Raw genomic sequence first — 19,972 nt, 5'->3', positions numbered from 1 at the left:
ACAAGCACTGCAAGCTGCTCGCCATGAAAATCATGAACCACGAGCCGGCGCCGGCTGACCCCCGCGTCCTGGTGGTGGGCACCGGACGGATGGAACTCGCCACCTTAGGGCGGCCGTTCAGGGCCGCCGCCGACGGCACCTCGTCCAGACCGTCCCCCCACCGTCTTGTGGCCGCACGACCGCGCGTGCCGGGGAGGCCCGCATGACCAGTACCGAGGTGAAGCCGGGGCAGCGCCCGGGCCTGGCGCTCGGCGTGCTGGCCGGGGCCCTCGCGCTGGACGTGAGCGGCCTCGGAGTGCTCAACGCCGCGCTGCCCTCCGTGGGCGAGCGTTTCGACCTGGACGACACCACCCTCCAGTGGGTCATGACCGCCTACGCCGTCACCTTCGCCGGCTTCCTGCTGGTGGGCGGCCGACTGGCCGATGTCTTCGGCAGGCGGCGGGTGTTCGAACTCGGCGTCGCCCTGTTCACGCTCGCCGCGCTGGTCGGCGCCCTGGCACCGGGCACCGGGGTGCTGCTCGGCGCGCGGGCCGTCCAGGGCATCGGCGCGGCCCTGTCGGGACCGGCCGCGCTGGCCCTGCTGACCGAGGTGTTCCCGGCCGGTCCGGCGCGCAACCGAGCCCTGAGCATCTACGCGGCCGTCGGCGCCGCGAGCTTCAGCGGCGGCGTCCTCCTGGGCGGCGTGCTGACCCAGTTCTTCGGCTGGCGTTCGGTGCTGTGGTTCTCGGTCGCCGTGGGGCTGGCCGTCCTGTCCGCGACGCGCGCCGGACTGCCCGACGGCGTCGGACGCGGCGGCCGCCTGGACCTGCCCGGCGCGATATCCGGCACGCTCGGCCTGACCCTGGTCGTCGTCGGTGCGAGCAGCAGCGGCGCAGTGGCCTGGGTCTCGCTGTGCGTCGCGGTGGTCTTCCTGGCGCTGTTCGTCGTACGCGAGCACCGCACGGCCGACCCGGTGCTGCCGCTCGGACTCTTCCGGATCGCCTCGGTGCGGGCCGCGAGCCTGGCGGCGTTCCTGCAGTACATGGGCTCGGTCGGCATGCTCTTCTTCGCCCCGCTGTACCTCCAGGGGATGCTGGACTACTCCCCGCTCGAATCCGGCCTCGCGCTGGTGCCGATGTCGGCGGCCGTCTTCCTCACCGCCAACTTCGCCACCGGGCGCCTGCTGGCCACGTACACGCCGCGGACGCTGATGGCCGTCGGGCTGGTCCTCATCGGCGGCGGGACCGCGCTGTGGATGAGCACCCCGCACGAGGGCGACTACCTGCTGCACGTGCTGCCCGGACTGGTGATCAGCGGCATCGGCCAGGGCCTCAACTTCCCCTCGATGACCTCCGCGGGACTGTCCGGCGTCGAGCCGGAGCGGCACGCGGTCGCCGGAGCGGTGAACGTCGTGGCGCAGCAGATCGGCGCCAGCGTCGGAGTGGCGGTCCTGGTCCTGATCGCGGCGACCGCCGACGACCGCCTCGCCGGCTACCACCTCGCCTACCTCGCGGCGGGCGTCGTCTGCGCCCTCGGCGCGCTGGCCGTCGCCCTCGGCGGCCGACGGGAGAAGCAGGCCTGAACGGCGGGTGAGAGGACGAACGGCTGAGCGGAAATTCCGGGGTGTGCCCGTGCCGTTCGCTGTACGTTGTGGGGGCGCGCCGCAGGTGAGGGCGCCGCGTGGACGGGCGACCGTGGCGCGGCGTGCGCACGGCTTCCGGGGCCGGGTACGGCCCGGAGCCGCGAGCACCGAAGCGCGCTTTCCCCTTGCCGTGGGGACCACCGGCGCGCGGCGCCCGCGCATGTGACGTGCACTGTGACGTGACGTGCGGGGACCCGCGCCCGGTGCCGCCACGGCTCAGACCCCGTTTCGAGGCCGACCCGTGTTCCTGACGATCACTACCACCGGTACCCCCGAACGCCCGGCGACCGACCTCGGGTTCCTGCTGCACAAGCATCCCGACAGCGCCCAGACGTTCTCTACCTCCTACGGTCCCGCGCATGTCCTCTACCCCGAGGCGAGCGCGGAGCGCTGCACGGCCGCGCTGCTCCTGGAGGTCGATCCCGTCGCGCTCGTGCGGCGCGGCAAGGGCAAGGGGCGGGGCGGCGCGCCCGACGCGGCACTGGCGCAGTACGTCAACGACCGCCCCTACGCCGCCTCGTCGCTGCTCGCCGTCGCGCTCAGTGCGGTGTTCTCCAGCGCGATGCGCGGCGTGTGCAGGGCGCTGCCCGAGCGGGTGGGACAGCCGCTGCCGCTGCGGATCGAGGTGCCCGCGCTGCCCGCGCGCGGCGGCGCGGAGCTGGTGCGGGCGCTGTTCGAGCCGCTGGGCTGGACGGTGACGGCGACACCCGTCCCGCTGGACGAGCGGTTCCCCGAGTGGGGCGCTTCGCGCTACGTCGGCCTCGTGCTCGACGTGCCCGACGGGAAGCTGACCCTCGGCGAGGCGCTGCGGCACCTGTACGTGCTGCTGCCCGTCCTGGACGACGCCAAGCACTACTGGGTCTCGGCGGACGAGGTCGACAAGCTGCTGCGGGCCGGTGAGGGCTGGCTCGCCGACCACCCCGAGCAGCAGGTCATCACCAGCCGCTACCTCGCGCGCCGCCGCTCCCTGACCCGTCAGGCGCAGGAGCGGCTCGAACTGGTCCGGCTCGCCGACGCCGACGACACGGACATCGAGGAGATCGACAACGCCGTGACGGAGGAGTCCGCCGACCCCGTGGCCGACGAGGGCGCGGACGCGTCGGAGGGCAGGCCGGTGCCGCTGGCCGTGCGCCGCCGTGAGGCGATCCTCGCGGCGCTCACCGCGGCCGGTGCGGCGCGCGTGCTCGACCTCGGCTGCGGCCAGGGCCAGTTGGTGCAGGCGCTGCTCAAGGACGCCCGGTTCACGGAGATCGTCGGTGTCGACGTGTCGATGCGCGCGCTGACCCTCGCCTCGCGGCGGCTGAAGCTGGACTGCCTGGGCGAGCGGCAGGCCCAGCGCGTCCAGCTCCTCCAGGGCTCGCTCGCGTACACCGACAGCCGGCTCAAAGGGTACGACGCGGCGGTGCTCTGCGAGGTGATCGAGCACCTCGACGTGGAGCGGCTGCCCGCCCTGGAATACGCCGTGTTCGGCTCGGCCAGACCCCGCACGGTCCTGGTGACGACGCCGAACGTCGAGTACAACGTCCGCTGGGAGACCCTCGCGGCCGGCCACCGGCGCCACGGCGACCACCGCTTCGAGTGGACGCGCGAGGAGTTCCGGATCTGGGCCCGCCAGGTCGCGGAGCGGCACGCGTACACGGTGGAGTTCGTGCCGGTCGGCGACGACGACCCGGAGGTCGGGCCGCCCACCCAGATGGCGGTCTTCACACAGGCGGAGAAGAACACGAAGGAGGTGCGGGCGGCATGACCGACAGCACCAGCGACACCGACAGCCGTGACGACACCGTCGACACCGGGACCGTGACGCCCGGGACGCACCGCCGGCTTCCCGTCACCGACCTGTCCCTCGTCGTGCTCGTCGGCGCCACCGGTTCCGGCAAGTCCACCTTCGCCCACCGGCACTTCAAGGCCACCGAGGTGATCTCCAGCGACTTCTGCCGCGGCCTCGTCGCCGACGACGAGAACGACCAGAGCGCCAGCCGCGACGCCTTCGACGTGCTGCACTACATCGCGGGCAAGCGCCTGGCCGCCGGCCGGCGCACCGTCGTCGACGCCACCAACGTGCAGAGCGAGAGCCGCAAGCAGCTGATCGAACTGGCCAGGCGGTACGACGTGCTGCCCATCGCCATCGTGCTCGACGTGCCCGAGGAGGTCTGCGCCGCGCGCAACGCCGGGCGCCCCGACCGGGCCGGCGTCCACCGCCGCGTCATCCAGCGCCACCAGCGCGAACTGCGCCGCTCCCTGCGGCACTTGGAGCGTGAGGGCTTCCGCAAGGTGCACGTCCTGCGGGGCGTCGCGGAGGTCGAGGGCGCCTCGATCGTCACCGAGAAGCGCTACAACGACCTCTCCCACCTCACCGGCCCCTTCGACATCATCGGGGACGTCCACGGCTGCGCCGCCGAGCTGGAGACGCTGCTGGGCAAGCTCGGCTACGTCGACGGCGCGCACCCCGAAGGGCGTACGGCCGTGTTCGTCGGCGACCTGGTCGACCGCGGCCCGGACACCCCGGGCGTGCTGCGCCGCGTCATGGCGATGGTGGCCACGGGCACCGCGCTGTGCGTGCCCGGCAACCACGAGAACAAGCTCAACCGCCACCTCAGGGGCCGCGGCGTCCGGCTCACCCACGGGCTGGCGGAGACGGTCGACCAGCTGGGCCGGGAGAGCGAGGAGTTCCGCGTCCGGGTGCGGGAGTTCCTGGACGGTCTCGTCTCGCACTACGTCCTGGACGGCGGCGACCTCGTCGTCTGCCACGCCGGGCTCCCCGAGAAGTACCACGGGCGCACGTCCGGCAGGGTCCGCTCGCACGCCCTGTACGGCGACACCACCGGCGAGACCGACGAGTTCGGGCTGCCGGTGCGCTACCCGTGGGCGGAGGAGTACCGCGGCCGGGCCGCCGTCGTCTACGGCCACACACCCGTGCCCACCGCGACCTGGTTGAACAACACCATCTGCCTGGACACCGGCGCCGTCTTCGGGGGCAAGCTGACCGCGCTGCGCTGGCCGGAGCGGGAGCTCGTCGACGTACCCGCCGAGCGCGTCTGGTACGAGCCCGTCAAGCCGCTGCGCTCCGAGGCGCCGGGCGGCCACGACGGACGCCCGCTCGACCTGAACGACGTGCACGGCCGCCGCGTCGTGGAGACCCGGCACGCCGGCCGGGTCGCCGTCCGCGAGGAGAACGCGGCGGCGGCCCTGGAGGTCATGAGCCGCTTCGCCGTCGACCCGCGCCTGCTGCCCTACCTGCCGCCGACGATGGCGCCCACCGCCACCTCCCGGCGGGACGGCTACCTGGAGCACCCGGCGGAGGCCTTCGCCTCGTACGCGCGGGAGGGCGTCGCCCGGGTGGTGTGCGAGGAGAAGCACATGGGCTCGCGCGCGGTGGCCCTGGTCTGCCGTGACGCGGACGCGGCCCGGGACCGGTTCGGCGTCGAGGGCGGCCCGACCGGCTCCCTCTACACCCGCACCGGCCGCCCCTTCTTCAACGACGCGTCCGTCACCGAGGAGATACTCGCCCGGCTGCGCGCCGCCGCCGGGGACGCCGGCCTGTGGGAGGAGCTGGAGACGGACTGGCTGCTGCTCGACGCCGAGCTGATGCCGTGGTCCCTGAAGGCGTCCGGTCTGCTGCGCACGCAGTACGCCGCCGTCGGCGCCGCGTCGGCGGCCGTCTTCCCCGGCGCGCTGGCCGCCCTCCGGGCCGCGACGGCGCGTGGCGTGGACGCGGGCGACCTGCTGGCCCGCCAGCGGGAACGCGCCGCGGACGCCGCCGCGTTCACGGACGCCTACCGCCGCTACTGCTGGCCGACCGACGGCCTGGAGGGCGTGCGCCTCGCGCCGTTCCAGATCCTCGCCGTCCAGGGCCGCAGCCTCGCCGCGCTCCCGCACGACGCCCAACTGGCCCTGCTGGACCGCATGGTGGAGCACGACGGGAGTGGGCTGCTCCAGACGACCCGCCGCCTGTACGTCGACACCGGCGACGCGTCGTCCGTCGGGGCGGGCATCGACTGGTGGCTGGAGATGACCGGCCGCGGCGGCGAGGGCATGGTCGTCAAGCCCGTCGGGGCCCTGGTCAGGAACGCCGAGGGGCGGTTGGTGCAGCCCGGCGTCAAGTGCCGGGGCCGGGAGTACCTGCGGATCATCTACGGTCCGGAGTACACGCGCCCGGAGAACCTGGCCAAGCTGCGGGACCGCTCCCTCGGCCACAAGCGCTCGCTGGCCGTGCGGGAGTACGCGCTCGGCCTGGAGGCGCTGGACCGGCTCGCGGAGGGCGAGCCGCTGTGGCGCGTCCACGAGCCGGTGTTCGCGGTCCTCGCCCTGGAGTCGGAGCCGGTCGACCCGAGGCTCTGACCACCACCAGGTGGCGCGTTGTCCGCGCGTGAGCCGTCCGGCCGGGGAAAGATGGACCCCATGGGATTCCATGTCGACTCCGAGGCCGGGCGGCTGCGCCGCGTCATACTGCACCGCCCCGATCTGGAGCTCAAGCGGCTTACTCCGAGCAACAAGGACGCCCTCCTCTTCGACGACGTCCTGTGGGTGCGCAGGGCCCGCCAGGAGCACGACGGGTTCGCGGACGTGCTGCGCGACCGGGGGGTGACGGTCCACCTCTTCGGTGATCTGCTGACCGAGACCCTGGACGTGCCCGAGGCCCGCCTGCTCGTCCTGGACCGCGTCTTCGACGAGAAGGAGTACGGCCCGCTGGCCACCGACCACCTGCGGGCCGCGTTCGAGACGATGCCCTCGACGGAGCTGGCCGAGGCGCTGGTGGGCGGCATGACCAAGCGGGAGTTCCTGGAGGCGCACGCCGAGCCGGCCTCCGTGCGCTTCCACTGCATGGACCTGGACGACTTCCTGCTCGGCCCGCTGCCCAACCACCTCTTCACCCGCGACACCTCGGCATGGATCTACGACGGCGTGTCCATCAACGCCATGCGGTGGCCCGCCCGGCAGCGCGAGACCGTGCACTTCGAGGCGATCTACCGCCACCACCCGCTGTTCCGGTCCGAGGACTTCCACGTGTGGTCGCAGGGCCAGGCCGACTACCCCTCGACCATCGAGGGCGGCGACGTCCTGGTCATCGGCAAGGGAGCCGTGCTGATCGGCATGAGCGAGCGCACCACGCCGCAGGCTGTCGAGATGCTCGCCCACAAGCTGTTCGCGGCGGGCTCGGCGCAGACGATCGTGGCGCTCGACATGCCGAAGCGACGTGCGTTCATGCACCTCGACACGGTCATGACCATGGTCGACGGCGACACCTTCACGCAGTACGCGGGGCTCGGCATGCTCCGCTCGTACACCATCGAACCGGGCGCGGGGGACAAGGAGTTGAAGGTCACCGACCATCCGCCGGAGAACATGCACCGGGCGATCGCCGCCGCGCTCGGCCTGGACGCGATCCGGGTGCTCACGGCCACCCAGGACGTGCACGCGGCGGAGCGGGAGCAGTGGGACGACGGCTGCAACGTCCTCGCGGTCGAGCCGGGTGTGGTGATCGCCTACGAGAGGAACGCGACGACCAACACGTTCCTGCGCAAGCAGGGCATCGAGGTGATCGAGATCCGCGGGAGCGAGCTGGGGCGCGGCCGGGGCGGTCCCCGCTGCATGAGCTGTCCGATCCAGCGGGACGCGGTGCCGGGGGCCTGACGGGCGGGCGCCCGGCCCGGCGGATGCCGTTGTCCACGCCGATCTGCATACTAATGTAAAGGATCGTATATAGTTTCAGCTTTCCGGTTCCCGTCCCCGCGCCCAAGGAGCATCGTCATGGCCACAGACCTCACCGGCCGCCACTTCGTCAAGGAGTCGGACTTCACCGCCGAGGAGTTCCGCGGCCTGGTCGACCTGGCCGCGGAGCTGAAGGCGGCGAAGCGGGCGGGGACCGAGATCCGGCGGCTGACCGGCAAGAACATCGCCCTGATCTTCGAGAAGAACTCCACGAGGACGCGCTGCTCCTTCGAGGTCGCCGCCGCCGATCAAGGTGCCGCGACGACGTACATCGACCCGTCCGGCTCGCACATCGGCAAGAAGGAGTCCATCAAGGACACCGCCCGCGTGCTCGGCCGCATGTTCGACGCCATCGAGTTCCGCGGGGACGCCCAGGAGGCCGTGGAGACCCTCGCCGCGCACGCCGGTGTGCCCGTCTACAACGGCCTGACCGACGAGTGGCACCCCACCCAGATGCTCGCCGACGTCCTCACGATGACGGAGCACACGGCCAAGCCCCTCACCGACGTCGCCTTCGCCTACCTCGGCGACGCCCGTCTCAACATGGGCAACTCCTACCTCGTCACCGGCGCCCTGCTCGGCATGGACGTCCGCATCGTGGCGCCCAAGGCCTACTGGCCGGCCGAGGAGGTCATCGCCCAGGCCCGCGCGCTCGCCGCCGGGAGCGGTGCCAGGATCACGCTCACCGAGGCGGTCGAGGAGGGCGTGCGGGGCGCCGACTTCGTGGCCACCGACGTGTGGGTCTCCATGGGCGAGCCCAAGGAGGTCTGGGACGAGCGCATCACCGCCCTCGCGCCGTACGCGGTGACGATGGACGTGCTGCGCGCCACCGGCAACGCGGACGTGAAGTTCCTGCACTGCCTGCCGGCCTTCCACGACCTCGGCACCCAGGTCGCCCGCGAGATCCACGAGAGCCACGGTCTGACCTCCCTGGAAGTCACCGACGAGGTCTTCGAGTCGGCGCACTCCGTCGTCTTCGACGAGGCCGAGAACCGCCTGCACACGATCAAGGCGGTCCTGGTCGCGACCCTCGCCTGACCGGCCGGCGGCTCCCCGCTAGGGCCGCGTCGGGAGCGTGAACCAGACCGCCTTGCCGGAGGCGGTGGGGCGGTGCCCGCACGACGAGCTGAGGGTGCGGATCAGGAGCAGGCCGCGCCCGTGCTCCTGCCAGGGGTCGGGTGGGCCGGGCGGCTCGGACGCGCTGAGGTTCCCGGGCGGCAGCGGGCTGGAGTCGTGCACCTCGACCTGGCAGCCGGTGGGCAGCAGCTCGATCACCAGCTCTATGGGGCTCTGCCCCACCGTGTGCTCGACGGCGTTGGCGACCAGCTCCGCGGTGAGCAGCTCCGCGGTGTCGGTGTCGGGCGACGCCTCGATGTCGGTGAGGGCGGTGCGGACCAGGGCGCGAGCGACGGGCACGGCTGCCGCGCTGTGCGGCAGCGTGATGCGCCAGGAGGCGGGGGCTGGGGGCTGGGGCAAGAGGGGTCCGTTCAAGGCAGCAGGCGGCGGTCCTGCTTTCAACCGTACAAATCCTAAGCGCTATGTCGACAGAGGCCGCGGTCGGGCACGGCGCGGGACGTCCGGCCCTGCTCCCTCGGCGGACTCCCATGCCCTGTATCGCGCACTCGTGACGACGGTCACGGATCGGTGATAGCTTCGACAGGAGCCGCACCGCGTGCCCCCACCGGGCACCGCGCCGCGGCCGGCGAACTCCAGCCCCCAGGCCGAGGAGGCCGCACCTCATGAGTCCCTTCACCGGCTCCGCGACCCGCACCCCCGACTGGCGGCACCTGCGCCTCGCCGTCGACGACGGGGTCGCCACCGTCACCCTCGCCCGCCCCGACAAGCTCAACGCGCTCACCTTCGGCGCCTACGCCGACCTGCGCGACCTCCTCGCCGAGCTGTCCCGCGACAAGTCCGTGCGCGCCCTCGTGCTGGGCGGCGAGGGGCGCGGCTTCTGCTCGGGCGGCGACGTGGAGGAGATCATCGGCGCGACGCTCGCCATGGACACCGCCCAGCTCCTCGACTTCAACCGCATGACCGGCCAGGTCGTCCGGGCCGTCCGGGAGTGCCCCTTCCCGGTGATCGCCGCCGTGCACGGGGTCGCCGCCGGCGCCGGCGCGGTGCTCGCCCTCGCCGCGGACTTCCGCGTCGCGGACCCCAGCGCCCGCTTCTCCTTCCTCTTCACCCGCGTCGGCCTCTCCGGCGGCGACATGGGCGCCGCCTACCTGCTGCCCCGCGTCGTCGGCCTCGGCCACGCCACCCGGCTGCTGATGCTCGGCGACGCGGTGCGCGCCCCCGAGGCCGAACGGATCGGCCTGATCAGCGAGTTGACGGACGAGGGCAAGGCGGCGGAGGCCGCGGCGGCCCTGGCACGCCGCCTCGCGGACGGCCCGGCCCTCGCGTACGCCCAGACCAAGGCGCTGCTCACCAGCGAACTGGACATGCCGCTCGCCGCCTCCGTGGAGCTGGACGCGGCGACCCAGGCGCTGCTCATGAACGGCGAGGACTACGCGGAGTTCCACGCCTCGTTCACCGAGAAGCGCCCGCCGAAGTGGCGGGGCCGATGAACGCGGGCGCCCACCGCGTGGCCGTCATCGGCGGCGGCCCGGGCGGCCTGTACGCCGCGGCGCTGCTCAAGCGCCTCGACCCGGCCCGCGAGGTCACCGTCTGGGAGCGCAACGCCCCCGACGACACCTTCGGCTTCGGCGTCGTCCTCTCCGACGAGACCCTCGGCGGCATCGAACACGCCGACCCGGAGGTCTACGCCGCCCTCCAGGCGGAGTTCGTGCGCTGGGACGACATCGACATCGTGCACCGCGACCGGCGGCACACCTCCGGCGGTCACGGCTTCGCGGCGCTCGGACGGCGCCGCCTCCTCGCCGTCCTGCACGCCCGCTGCCGCGCACTCGGCGTCGAACTCCACTTCCGCGCCGAGGCGCCGCCCGCCGCCGCCCTCGCGGCCGCGTACGACCTGGTCGTCGCGGCCGACGGCGTCCACAGCCGCACGCGCGAGACGCACGCCGAGGCCTTCGGCCCGAGCATCACCACCCACCGCTGCCGCTACATCTGGCTGGCCGCCGACTTCGCCTTCGACGCCTTCCGCTTCGAGATCGCCGAGACCGAGCACGGCGTCATGCAGCTGCACGGCTACCCCTACTCCGCGGCCGGCACCGGCGCCTCCACCGTCATCGTCGAGATGCGCGAGGAGGTCTGGGCGGCGGCGGGCTTCGACCGGCTCGACGAGCGCGAGTCCACCGAGCGCTGCGCCAAGATCTTCGCGGCGGCGCTCGGCGGCCGCCCCCTGCGCGGCAACCACTCCTCCTGGACCAACTTCCGTACGGTAGGCAACTCCCGCTGGTCGCACGGGAACACGGTGCTGCTGGGCGACGCCGCGCACACCGCGCACTTCTCCATCGGCTCCGGCACCAAGCTCGCCGTCGAGGACGCCCTGGCCCTCGCCGCCTGCCTGCGGGAACAGCCCGACATCCCGCGCGCCCTCCAGGCGTACGAGAGCGAGCGCCGCCCCGTCGTCGCCTCGACGCAGCGGGCCGCCCGCGCCAGCCTGGAGTGGTTCGAGCGCCTGCCCGACCATCTCGACCAGCCCCCACGGCAGTTCGCGTTCAACCTCCTGACCCGCAGCCGCCGCGTCACCCACGACAACCTCCGGCTGCGCGACGCCGGCTTCACCCGCGCCGTGGAGCGCGAGTTCGGCTGTCCCGAGGGCACACCCCCCATGTTCACGCCCTTCACCCTGCGCGACCTCACCCTGCGCAACCGCGTCGTGGTCTCCCCGATGGACATGTACCGCGCCGTGGACGGCGTCCCCGGCGACTTCCACCTCGTCCACCTGGGCGCCCGGGCCCTGGGGGGTGCGGGCCTGGTCATGACCGAGATGGTCTGCGTCAGCGAGCGCGGCCGCATCACACCGGGCTGCGCCGGGCTCTACACCGCCGAACAGACCCGGGCCTGGCGCCGCGTCACCGACTTCGCGCACGCCCAGGCGCCCGGCACGGCGATCGGCGTCCAGCTCGGCCACTCGGGCCGCAAAGGCTCCACGAAACGCATGTGGGAAGGCATCGACGACCCGTTGCCCGACGGCAACTGGCCGCTGGACGCCGCCTCCCCGCTGCCGTACAAGCCGGGTGGTCAGGCGCCGCGCGAACTGTCCCGGCCGGGTCTGACGCGCATCCGCGAACAGTTCGTCGCGGCGGCCACGCGCGCCGAGGAAGCGGGCTTCGACCTCCTCGAACTGCACTGCGCCCACGGCTACTTGCTCTCCGGGTTCCTCTCACCCCTCACCAACCGGCGCACGGACGCCTACGGCGGCTCCCTGTCCGGACGGCTGCGCTTCCCCCTCGAAGTCTTCGACGCCGTGCGCGAGGTGTGGCCGGCCGGCAAACCGATGACGGTCCGCGTCTCGGCCACCGACTGGGCCGAGGGCGGCACCACCGCCGAGGACGCCGTGGAGATCGCCCGCGCCTTCGCGGCGCACGGCGCCGACGCGATCGACGTCTCGACGGGCCAGGTCGTCGCCGACGAACGCCCCGACTACGGCCGCTCCTACCAGACGCCCTACGCCGACCGCATCCGCAACGAGACCGGCGTCCCGGTGATCACCGTGGGCGCCATCTCCTCCTGGGACGACGTCAACTCCCTGGTCCTGGCGGGCCGCGCCGACCTCTGCGCCCTCGCCCGTCCCCACCTCTACGACCCCCACTGGACCCTGCACGCGGCGGCCGAGCAGGGGTACGAGGGAGCCGGGGTGACCTGGCCTCTGCCGTACCGCGCGGGCAGCCGCAGACCGCAGACGGGCCGCACCGACGCCCCGAAACCCCGCCTGTCGCTCGGCGGTTGACGAGGCATCAGCCGGTGTCAGCGGGCGTCGGGCGGTGACACGAACCGCGCCCCCGCCTCCCGGAGCAGCGTGTCCAGCGCCGTGAACACCTCCGCCGACCGGACGCCCGGCCAGTCGCGGGGCAGCAGCGCCGGCGGCAGGCCCGGGTCGGCGTACGGCAGTCGACGCCAGGAGTCGAGCGCGAGGAGGTAGTCGCGGTAGGCCTCCTCGGGCGGCGGGGGAGCGTCGCCGCGGGCCTGCCAGGAGCGCAGCACCGGCTCATGGCGGTCCAGGAACGCCTCGTGCTGCTTGGCCAGGGCCGCGAGGTCCCACCAGCGCGCCACCGCCTCCGCCGTCGCGGCGAAGCCCAGATGCTCGCCCCGGAACAGGTCGACGTACGGAGCGAGTTGGAGGCGCTCCAGGGTGTGCCGGGTCTCCTCGCGCAGATGCGCCGGAGCGATCCAGACACCCGGCGCCGCCGTGCCGAAGCCGAGGCCCGCGAGCCGGGAGCGCAGCACGTGCCGCTTGTGCCGCTCGGCCTCGGGCACGGAGAAGACCGCGAGGACCCAGCCGTCCTCCCGCGCCCCGGCCGCCCCGCCGTAGATGCGGCGGTCACCGTCGTCCAGGAGCTGACGGGCCTCCGGGGAGAGCGCGTAACCCGCGGCGCCCGCCTGCGTGCGCGCCGGAACCAGCAGGCCGCGCCGCTTGAGCCGCGACACCGACGAGCGCACCGACGGCGCGTCGACGCCGAGCGGCGCGAGGAGGCGCACCAGCTCGGCCACCGGGACCGGGCCGGGCGCCCCCCGGCCGTAGGCGCCGTAGAAGGTGACGATCAGGGACCGTGGAGTGTGCTGCTCGGACACGTGATCACTCTACGGGCCCCGGAGCGGCCGAGGACTCCGCCGCCCGCCGGGCCGACGGCGCCGCCCGCAGCCGGAACCGCTGCAGCTTGCCCGTCGCCGTCCTCGGCAGGGCGTCCAGGAACACGATCTCGCGCGGGCACTTGTAGGGGACCAGCTCCGTGCGCACGAACTCCCGCAGCTTCTCCGCGTCCCGTGGCGCGCCCTCGCGCGGCACCACGTACGCCACCACGACGTGCCCGCGCAGTTCGTCCGGCCGCCCCACCACCGCCGTCTCCGCGACGTCGGGGTGGCGCAGCAGCGCCTCCTCCACCTCGGGGCCCGCGATGTTGTAGCCGGCTGAGATGATCATGTCGTCGGCGCGGGCGACGTAGCGGAAGTAGCCGTCGGCGTCCCGGATGTAGGTGTCGCCGGTGACGTTCCAGCCGTGGCGCACGTACTGGAGCTGGCGTTCGTCGGCGAGGTAGCGGCAGCCGACCGGGCCGCGCACCGCGAGCAGGCCCGGCTCGCCGTCGGGCACCGGCGCCCCGGACTCGTCCACCACGCGCGCGTGCCAGCCCGGAACGGGGCGCCCCGTCGTGCCCGGTCTGATCGCGTCGTCGGCGGCGGAGATGAAGATGTGCAGCAGTTCCGTCGCGCCGATGCCGTTGATGATGCGGTGCCCGGTGCGCTCGTGCCAGGCGCGCCAGGTGGCCGCCGGGAGGTTCTCGCCGGCCGAGACGCAGCGGCGCAGCGAGGAGATGTCGTACCCGTCGAGCGTCTCCAGCATCGTGCGGTAGGCGGTCGGCGCGGTGAACACCACCGTGATGCCGTGGCGCCCGATGGCGGGCAGGAGTTGTCTGGGCGCCGCCTGTTCGAGCAGGACCGAGGAGGCGCCGAAGCGCAGCGGGAAGACGACGAGCCCGCCGAGGCCGAAGGTGAAGCCGAGCGGCGGGCTGCCCGCGAACACGTCGTCGGGGACGGGCCGGAGGATGTGCCGCGCGAACGTGTCGGCGATGGCGAGCACGTCGCGGTGGAAGTGCATGCACCCCTTGGGGCGGCCGGTCGTGCCGGACGTGAACGCGATGAGCGCGACGTCGTCGGCGGCCGTGTCCACCGCCGCGTAGGGCCCGGGGCGTCGGGCCGCGCGCGCCAGCAGGTCGTCGGGGCCCGCGCCGCCGTACGTGGTGACGCCCAGGCCCGGCACCCCGGCCTTGACCAGGTCGTCGACCGACCGTACGTCGCACAGCGCGTGCCGCACCCGGGCGATCTCGCACATGACGGCCAGCTCCGGCGCCCGCTGCTGGGCGAGCACCGTGACGGCTACCGCGCCCGCCTTCATCACCGCCAGCCAGCAGGCCGCGAGCCAGGGCGTGGTGGGCCCGCGCAGCAGCACCCGCTCCCCGGGCCGCACACCCAGCTCGGCGCTCAGCACCCGGGCGATCCGGTCGACGTGGCCGAGCAGGTCGCCGTACGTCCAGGTCCCGCCGGACGCGGAGTGGAACGCGGGCCGGGCGGGGCCGAGCCGCTCCACCGTCCGGTCCAGGAGCTCCGTACCGCAGTTGAGCCGGTCCGGGTAGCGCAGCTCGGGGAGGTCGTGGACGAGGGCGGGCCACTGGTCGCGCGGCGGGAGGTGGTCGCGGGCGAAGGTGTCGGTGTGGCCGGACGGTGTCAGCCCCGGTATGCCGGTGGGATCCATGGCGGCTCTGCCCCCTTGCCTGCGGGTCGGGCGCTGTGGTGGGCTCGCCCCACGAGCGTATCGTGATGGTGACGACAGTCAACGGTGCGCGATAAAGGAGGGGTCGGGGTGACGGCATTCTCGCTCAATCCTGAACAAACCGCCTGGTGTGCGGAGCTGTGCGCCCTCGCCGCCGAGCGCCTGCGGCCCCTCGCGGAGCAGGGGCGACCGGGTCACGTGAACCGGCCCCTGGTCGAGGAGCTCGGCGAACTGGGTCTGCTGGCGCGGCTGTTCGAGGACGGCACCGGATCGGGGGCCGGTGCCCTCGACCTCTGCCTGATGCGCGAATCGCTCGCCTACGCCTGCACGGAGGCGGAGACCGCCCTGGCGCTCCAGGGCCTCGGCGCCCACCCCGTCCACGCGCACGGCACGCCCGCGCAGCGGGAACGCTGGCTGCCGCCCGTCCGCGCGGGGCGCGCCGTCGCCGCCTTCGCGCTCTCCGAGCCGGGCGCGGGCTCGGACGCGGCGGCCCTGTCCCTAGCGGCGGCCCCGGACGGCCCCGCGGGCTGGCGCCTCACCGGCGAGAAGTGCTGGATCTCCAACGCCCCCGAGGCCGACTTCTACACCGTCTTCGCCCGGACCTCCCCGGGCGCGGGCTCCCGGGGCGTCACCGCCTTCCTGGTCCCCGCCGACCGCACGGGCCTGACCGGCGCCCCCCTCGACATGCTCTCCCCGCACCCGATCGGCACGCTCGCCTTCGACGGCGTCCAGGTGGGCCGCAAGGACGTCCTGGGCGAGGTCGACCGCGGCTTCCGCGTCGCGATGACCACCCTGAACAGGTTCCGGCCGAGCGTCGGCGCGTTCGCCGTCGGCATGGCGGCGGCGGCACTGGACGCGAGCCTCGCGCACACCGCCGCCCGGGACGCGTTCGGCGGCAAGCTGAAGGACCTCCAGTCCGTCGCCCACCAGATCGCCGAGATGGCCACGCGCACGGAGGCGGCGCGCCTGATGGTGTACGCGGCAGCGGCGGCGTACGACCGGGAAGGGCCGCACGGCCCCGGCATCGCCCGGCGCGCGGCGATGGCGAAACTGCTCGCCACGGAGAGCGCGCAGTACGTGGTCGACGCCGCCGTCCAACTGCACGGCGCCCGCGCCCTGCACCGCGGCCACCTGCTCGAACACCTCTACCGTGAGGTGCGGGCGCCGCGCGTCTACGAGGGGGCGAGCGAGGTCCAGCGCGGGATCATCGCCAAGGAGCTGTACGGATGAGCCCGCCGGCGGGCGGGCCGTGCATCCCTCGGCGCCGGGCTGTGCATCGGCCGGCGGGCGGACGGCGAACCCCTCGGTGCCGGGCTGTGCATCCGTCGGTGAGCGGAGCGCGAATCCCTCGGTGCCGGGCTGTGCATCCGCCGGTGGGCCGGACCGTGCATCCCCCGGTGTCGCACCGCGAATCCCCCGGTGCCGCACCGCGAATCCCTCGATGTCGGACGCGAATCCCTCGGCGGGTGGACCGTGAGCCCGGGGGCGGTCGGACCATGAGCCCGCGGGTGGCCGGACCGAGCCGTGGTCGGCCACGCGGGGTCCACCCCGCCCCCGCCGGGGTGCCGCCGTGCCGCACGCCCCCGTCACCGACCCGGAGAACCAGGAGGCCCGCCCCATGACCCTGCGCCGCGTCAACCCGGCCGAACTCTCCCCGCCCACCGGCTTCTCGCACGCCGTCACCGCGACCGGCTCCCGGCTCGTCTTCCTCGCCGGGCAGACCGCGCTGGACGGGGCGGGCAAGGTCGTCGGAACCACCCTGCCCGCGCAGTTCGAGGTGGCGCTCACCAACCTCCTCACCGCCCTGCGCCACGCCGGCGGCACCCCCGCCGACCTCGCCCGCGTCACCGTCTACGCCACGGACGTCGCCGACTACCGCGCCCACGCCGCCGAACTGGGCCGCCTCTGGCGGCGGTTGGCGGGGCGCGACTACCCCGCGATGGCGGTGCTCGGCGCGGTCCGGCTGTGGGACGATCAAGCGTTGGTGGAGCTTGACGGGGTGGCCGTTCTCGACTGAGCGGCCCGAAGGGGCGAGCCGCCGCACCGACGGTCTTCGGACTCCCTACGGACCGTCAAGTCCCCTGCGTCACCGATTGATTCGCGGGTAGGCGGAGTCAGCCGCGGCCGCCAGGGTCCGGTGATGAGGAGGGGTGAGCACGTGCGTGCGAGCAAGGTTACGGGTGTCATCGGGATCGTCGGGCTGTCGGCCGTTCTGCTGACGGGGTGTGGGGACAGTGATGACGGCGCCGACAAGCCGTTCGCCAAGGACAGTGCCGACCAGATCGCGGCCAAGGCGGTGGCGGCCACCAAGAAGGCCGACTCGATGCGCCTGAAGGGCGACATGCGGCAGGCCGGCGGCAAGTCGGTGAGCGTGGACCTCGCGGTGGACCAGGAGAAGAACTGCGAGGGGACCATCGACGCCGAGGGCGCCAAGGCCGAACTGCGGCACACGAACGCCGCGCTGTACGTGCGCGGCAACGAGCAGTACTGGAAGAACGCGCTGAAGAACCAGGCCGGTTCGGACAAGGTGCTGGACAAGGTCGTCGACAAGTGGGTCAAGACGCCGGCCGACGACGCCGCGACGTCCGGCCTGTGCGACAAGCAGGGCCTGATCGCCTCCATGGACGAGGACAAGTCGAGCCGCAAGGGCATGAAGAAGGGCGACACCACGTCCATCGACGGCAAGGAGGCCATCGCGCTGACGAAGAAGGCCTCCGGCGGCGAGACCCACACGATGTACGTGGCCACGGAGGGCAAGCCCTACATCCTGCGCGCCACCGTGAAGGGCGGCGACAAGCCCAACGAGGCGACCTTCACCGACTACAACAAGCCCGTGAGCCCGAAGGCGCCGGCCAAGGGCGAGACGGTCGACCTCAAGGAACTCGCCGCCTCGGGCGGCTGACCCGGGCCACCTGCCCGCCGGCCCCGTGCGGCGTTCACCCACGCGGCGCCGGCGGGCAGGTGTGACGTCCCGGTCAGATGTCCCGGAACGTCTCGATCTGGGCCCCGACGGAGTTCAGGCGCTCCGCCAAGTCCTCGTAGCCGCGGTTGATGACGTAGACGTTGCGCAGCACCGAGGTGCCCTCGGCCGCCATCATGGCGAGGAGGACGACGACCGCGGGGCGCAGGGCCGGGGGGCACATCATCTCGGCGGCGCGCCAGCGGGTGGGGCCCTCGACCAGGACGCGGTGCGGGTCGAGGAGCTGGAGGCGGCCGCCGAGGCGGTTGAGGTCCGTGAGGTAGATCGCGCGGTTGTCGTAGACCCAGTCGTGGATCAGCGTCTTGCCCTGCGCCGCCGCCGCGATGGCCGCGAAGAAGGGGACGTTGTCGATGTTCAGGCCCGGGAACGGCATCGGGTGGATCTTGTCGATCGGCGCCTCCAGCTTGGAGGGGCGGACCGTGAGGTCGATCAGACGGGTGCGGCCGTTGTCGGCGGAGTACTCCGCCGTGCGGTCGTGGTCGAGGCCCATCTCCTCGAGGACCGCCAGCTCGATCTCCAGGAACTCGATCGGCACCCGGCGCACCGTCAGCTCGGACTCCGTGACGACGGCGGCGGCGAGCAGGCTCATCGCCTCGACCGGGTCCTCGGAGGGGGAGTAGTCGACGTCCACGTCGATGGTCGGCACGCCGTGCACGGTCAGCGTCGTCGTGCCGATGCCCTCGACCTCGACGCCGAGGGCCTCCAGGAAGAAGCACAGGTCCTGGACCATGTAGTTCGACGAGGCGTTGCGGATGACGGTCGTGCCGGCGCTGCGGGCCGCGGCCAGCAGGGCGTTCTCGGTGACGGTGTCCCCGCGCTCGGTCAGCACGATGGGGCGGTCGGGGCAGACGTCGCGGGCCACCTCCGCGTGGTACAGCCCCTCGGTCGCGGCGATGTCCAGACCGAAGCGGCGCAGCGCGATCATGTGGGGCTCGATCGTGCGGGTGCCCAGGTCGCAACCGCCCGCGTACGGCAGTTTGAAGCGGTCCATGCGGTGCAGCAACGGACCGAGGAACATGATGATCGAGCGGGTGCGGCGCGCGGCCTCCGCGTCGATGGCGTCCATCTCCAGCTTGGCGGGCGGCACGATCTCCAGGTCGACGCCGTCGTTGATCCAACGGGTGCGTACGCCGATGGAGTTGAGCACCTCCAGGAGGCGGTAGACCTCCTCGATGCGGGCGACGCGGCGCAGCACCGTGCGCCCCTTGTTGAGCAGGGACGCGCAGAGCAGCGCCACGCACGCGTTCTTGCTCGTCTTGACGTCGATGGCACCGGAGAGCCGGCGGCCGCCGACCACCCGCAGGTGCATGGGCCCGGCGTAGCCGAGCGACACGATCTCGCTGTCGAGCGCCTCGCCGATGCGGGCGATCATCTCAAGGCTGATGTTCTGGTTGCCCCGCTCGATGCGGTTCACGGCGCTCTGGCTGGTGCTGAGCGCTTCGGCGAGCTGCGTCTGTGTCCAGCCCCTGTGCTGCCGGGCGTCACGGATGAGCTTGCCGATGCGTACGAGGTAGTCGTCTGCCATGTGTGGCAGGTTATCTCAGATATGAGATGAACTGCGCGCTGGGGTGGGCCATCCGGGGAGCGGCCTTCCGGGCGACCTTTCCCCGTAGGGGAGTTCACCCGACCGCGCGAGCCGACCGCCGACGACCCCACCGTGAGCGCCGACGAGCCCACCGTGGGCGCCGGGGCAGGGCCACGCGTCATGCACCACTGTGCCTCCGGTGAGCGCGGGGCGCACTTCGGCGGGACTGATCTCGGCCACCGACACCGCGTCACATCGCGGTCGAGCAGCACGAGATCGCCCGCCCCGCCCCGCTATCCGGTACCGATGACAGGGGCGGCACGGCATCGGCGTACCACCCCCGAGACGTACGTGAGCAGGGACGACGTATGCCTGAGACCTTCCGCGCGCTGGGCGGCCACCGTCGCCGCCCCGACTCGCGCGGTCGATCGCGGTACGTGTCGCACGTGCCCCGGAGAGAACCGACTGACTAGTCCAAGCCACCCGCACACCGCGCCGCCCGCCCCGACTCCTACGCCGCCTCCCGTACGACCCCCGAGAGCACCCCGGCCACGACCTTGTGCACGGCGTCGGCGTCCGGCGCGACGCCCTCCAGGCCGGCGAAGAGCAGATGGCCGGCGCCGATGAGCGTGAGCGCGAGGGTGTCCGTGTCGGCGTCGTCCGCGAGGCGGCCCAGCTCGCGCTCCGCGTCCAAGTAGGCGGCGAGCATGGCCCCGGCCTCCGTAAGCAGGGGCACGCCGGCCG

General features: G+C 73.1%; 15 protein-coding genes. 10 read left to right on the top strand and 5 right to left on the bottom strand.

Annotated elements, in window-relative coordinates; all coding sequences use genetic code 11:
* Window positions 1–202 precede the first annotated feature (202 nt).
* The 5 genes from ACZ516_RS29505 to argF all read left to right on the top strand — a co-directional run bounded on the left by ACZ516_RS29505 (window position 203) and on the right by argF (window position 8,371).
* On the top strand, window positions 203–1,561 hold the full coding sequence (locus tag ACZ516_RS29505) for an MFS transporter (protein ID WP_358580874.1): 1,359 nt from the start codon (window positions 203–205) through the stop codon (window positions 1,559–1,561).
* Between the two features lie 301 nt (window positions 1,562–1,862).
* Entirely contained in the window at window positions 1,863–3,368 is a 1,506-nt protein-coding gene (locus ACZ516_RS29500; protein WP_469012532.1) for a 3' terminal RNA ribose 2'-O-methyltransferase Hen1, read from the top strand.
* Entirely contained in the window at window positions 3,365–5,962 is a 2,598-nt protein-coding gene (locus ACZ516_RS29495) for a polynucleotide kinase-phosphatase (protein ID WP_469012530.1), read from the top strand. The genes ACZ516_RS29500 and ACZ516_RS29495 overlap by 4 nt, the downstream gene beginning before the upstream one ends.
* 60 nt (window positions 5,963–6,022) lie before the next feature.
* Window positions 6,023–7,255, top strand: a complete 1,233-nt coding sequence (locus tag ACZ516_RS29490) for an arginine deiminase (protein WP_361076924.1) — start codon at window positions 6,023–6,025, stop codon at window positions 7,253–7,255.
* Between the two features lie 117 nt (window positions 7,256–7,372).
* Entirely contained in the window at window positions 7,373–8,371 is a 999-nt protein-coding gene (gene argF, locus ACZ516_RS29485) for an ornithine carbamoyltransferase (protein ID WP_358580865.1), read from the top strand.
* Between the two features lie 18 nt (window positions 8,372–8,389).
* Here the strand turns inward: argF and ACZ516_RS29480 are convergent, their stop codons facing one another.
* Window positions 8,390–8,809 (bottom strand): ATP-binding protein, encoded by a 420-nt coding sequence (locus ACZ516_RS29480; RefSeq protein WP_358910964.1) that lies wholly within the window; start codon window positions 8,807–8,809, stop codon window positions 8,390–8,392.
* Window positions 8,810–9,072: 263 nt separating this feature from the next.
* On the opposite strand from ACZ516_RS29480, the gene ACZ516_RS29475 reads away from it, so the two are divergent.
* Together ACZ516_RS29475 and ACZ516_RS29470 are read left to right on the top strand one after the other, a co-directional pair.
* Complete coding sequence (locus ACZ516_RS29475; protein ID WP_358580859.1) at window positions 9,073–9,900, top strand: enoyl-CoA hydratase family protein; 828 nt, start codon at window positions 9,073–9,075, stop codon at window positions 9,898–9,900.
* On the top strand, window positions 9,897–12,188 hold the full coding sequence (locus ACZ516_RS29470; RefSeq protein ID WP_469012634.1) for a bifunctional salicylyl-CoA 5-hydroxylase/oxidoreductase: 2,292 nt from the start codon (window positions 9,897–9,899) through the stop codon (window positions 12,186–12,188). The genes ACZ516_RS29475 and ACZ516_RS29470 overlap by 4 nt, the downstream gene beginning before the upstream one ends.
* A 17-nt stretch (window positions 12,189–12,205) precedes the next feature.
* Here ACZ516_RS29470 and ACZ516_RS29465 read toward each other — a convergent pair whose 3' ends face one another.
* Window positions 12,206–13,030 (bottom strand): PaaX family transcriptional regulator, encoded by an 825-nt coding sequence (locus ACZ516_RS29465; RefSeq protein WP_469012528.1) that lies wholly within the window; start codon window positions 13,028–13,030, stop codon window positions 12,206–12,208.
* A gap of 4 nt (window positions 13,031–13,034) precedes the next feature.
* Window positions 13,035–14,705: an AMP-binding protein gene (locus tag ACZ516_RS29460; protein ID WP_469012525.1), complete on the bottom strand. Its 1,671-nt coding sequence runs from the start codon at window positions 14,703–14,705 to the stop codon at window positions 13,035–13,037.
* A 108-nt stretch (window positions 14,706–14,813) separates the two neighbouring features.
* On the opposite strand from ACZ516_RS29460, the gene ACZ516_RS29455 reads away from it, so the two are divergent.
* The 3 genes from ACZ516_RS29455 (at window position 14,814) to ACZ516_RS29445 (ending at window position 17,625) form a co-directional block, all read left to right on the top strand.
* Window positions 14,814–15,953, top strand: coding sequence for an acyl-CoA dehydrogenase family protein (locus ACZ516_RS29455; protein ID WP_469012524.1), 1,140 nt, complete (start codon window positions 14,814–14,816; stop codon window positions 15,951–15,953).
* Window positions 15,954–16,341: 388 nt separating this feature from the next.
* Window positions 16,342–16,740, top strand: a complete 399-nt coding sequence (locus ACZ516_RS29450) for a RidA family protein (protein ID WP_361077331.1) — start codon at window positions 16,342–16,344, stop codon at window positions 16,738–16,740.
* Window positions 16,741–16,881: 141 nt separating this feature from the next.
* Window positions 16,882–17,625: a hypothetical protein gene (locus ACZ516_RS29445; RefSeq protein WP_358580851.1), complete on the top strand. Its 744-nt coding sequence runs from the start codon at window positions 16,882–16,884 to the stop codon at window positions 17,623–17,625.
* Between the two features lie 73 nt (window positions 17,626–17,698).
* Here ACZ516_RS29445 and ACZ516_RS29440 read toward each other — a convergent pair whose 3' ends face one another.
* Window positions 17,699–19,228: a helix-turn-helix domain-containing protein gene (locus tag ACZ516_RS29440; RefSeq protein ID WP_358580849.1), complete on the bottom strand. Its 1,530-nt coding sequence runs from the start codon at window positions 19,226–19,228 to the stop codon at window positions 17,699–17,701.
* 511 nt (window positions 19,229–19,739) lie between these two features.
* Window positions 19,740–19,964 carry a hypothetical protein gene (locus ACZ516_RS29435; protein ID WP_469012521.1) on the bottom strand — a complete coding sequence of 75 codons (225 nt, stop codon included), beginning with the start codon at window positions 19,962–19,964 and terminating at the stop codon, window positions 19,740–19,742.
* Between the last annotated feature and the right edge of the window lie 8 nt (window positions 19,965–19,972).

It is taken from the genome of Streptomyces sp. NPDC034037 (assembly GCF_055575715.1).
The sequence above is the reverse complement of the archived record's forward strand: the minus strand, read 5'-3'. Positions and strand labels throughout refer to the sequence as shown.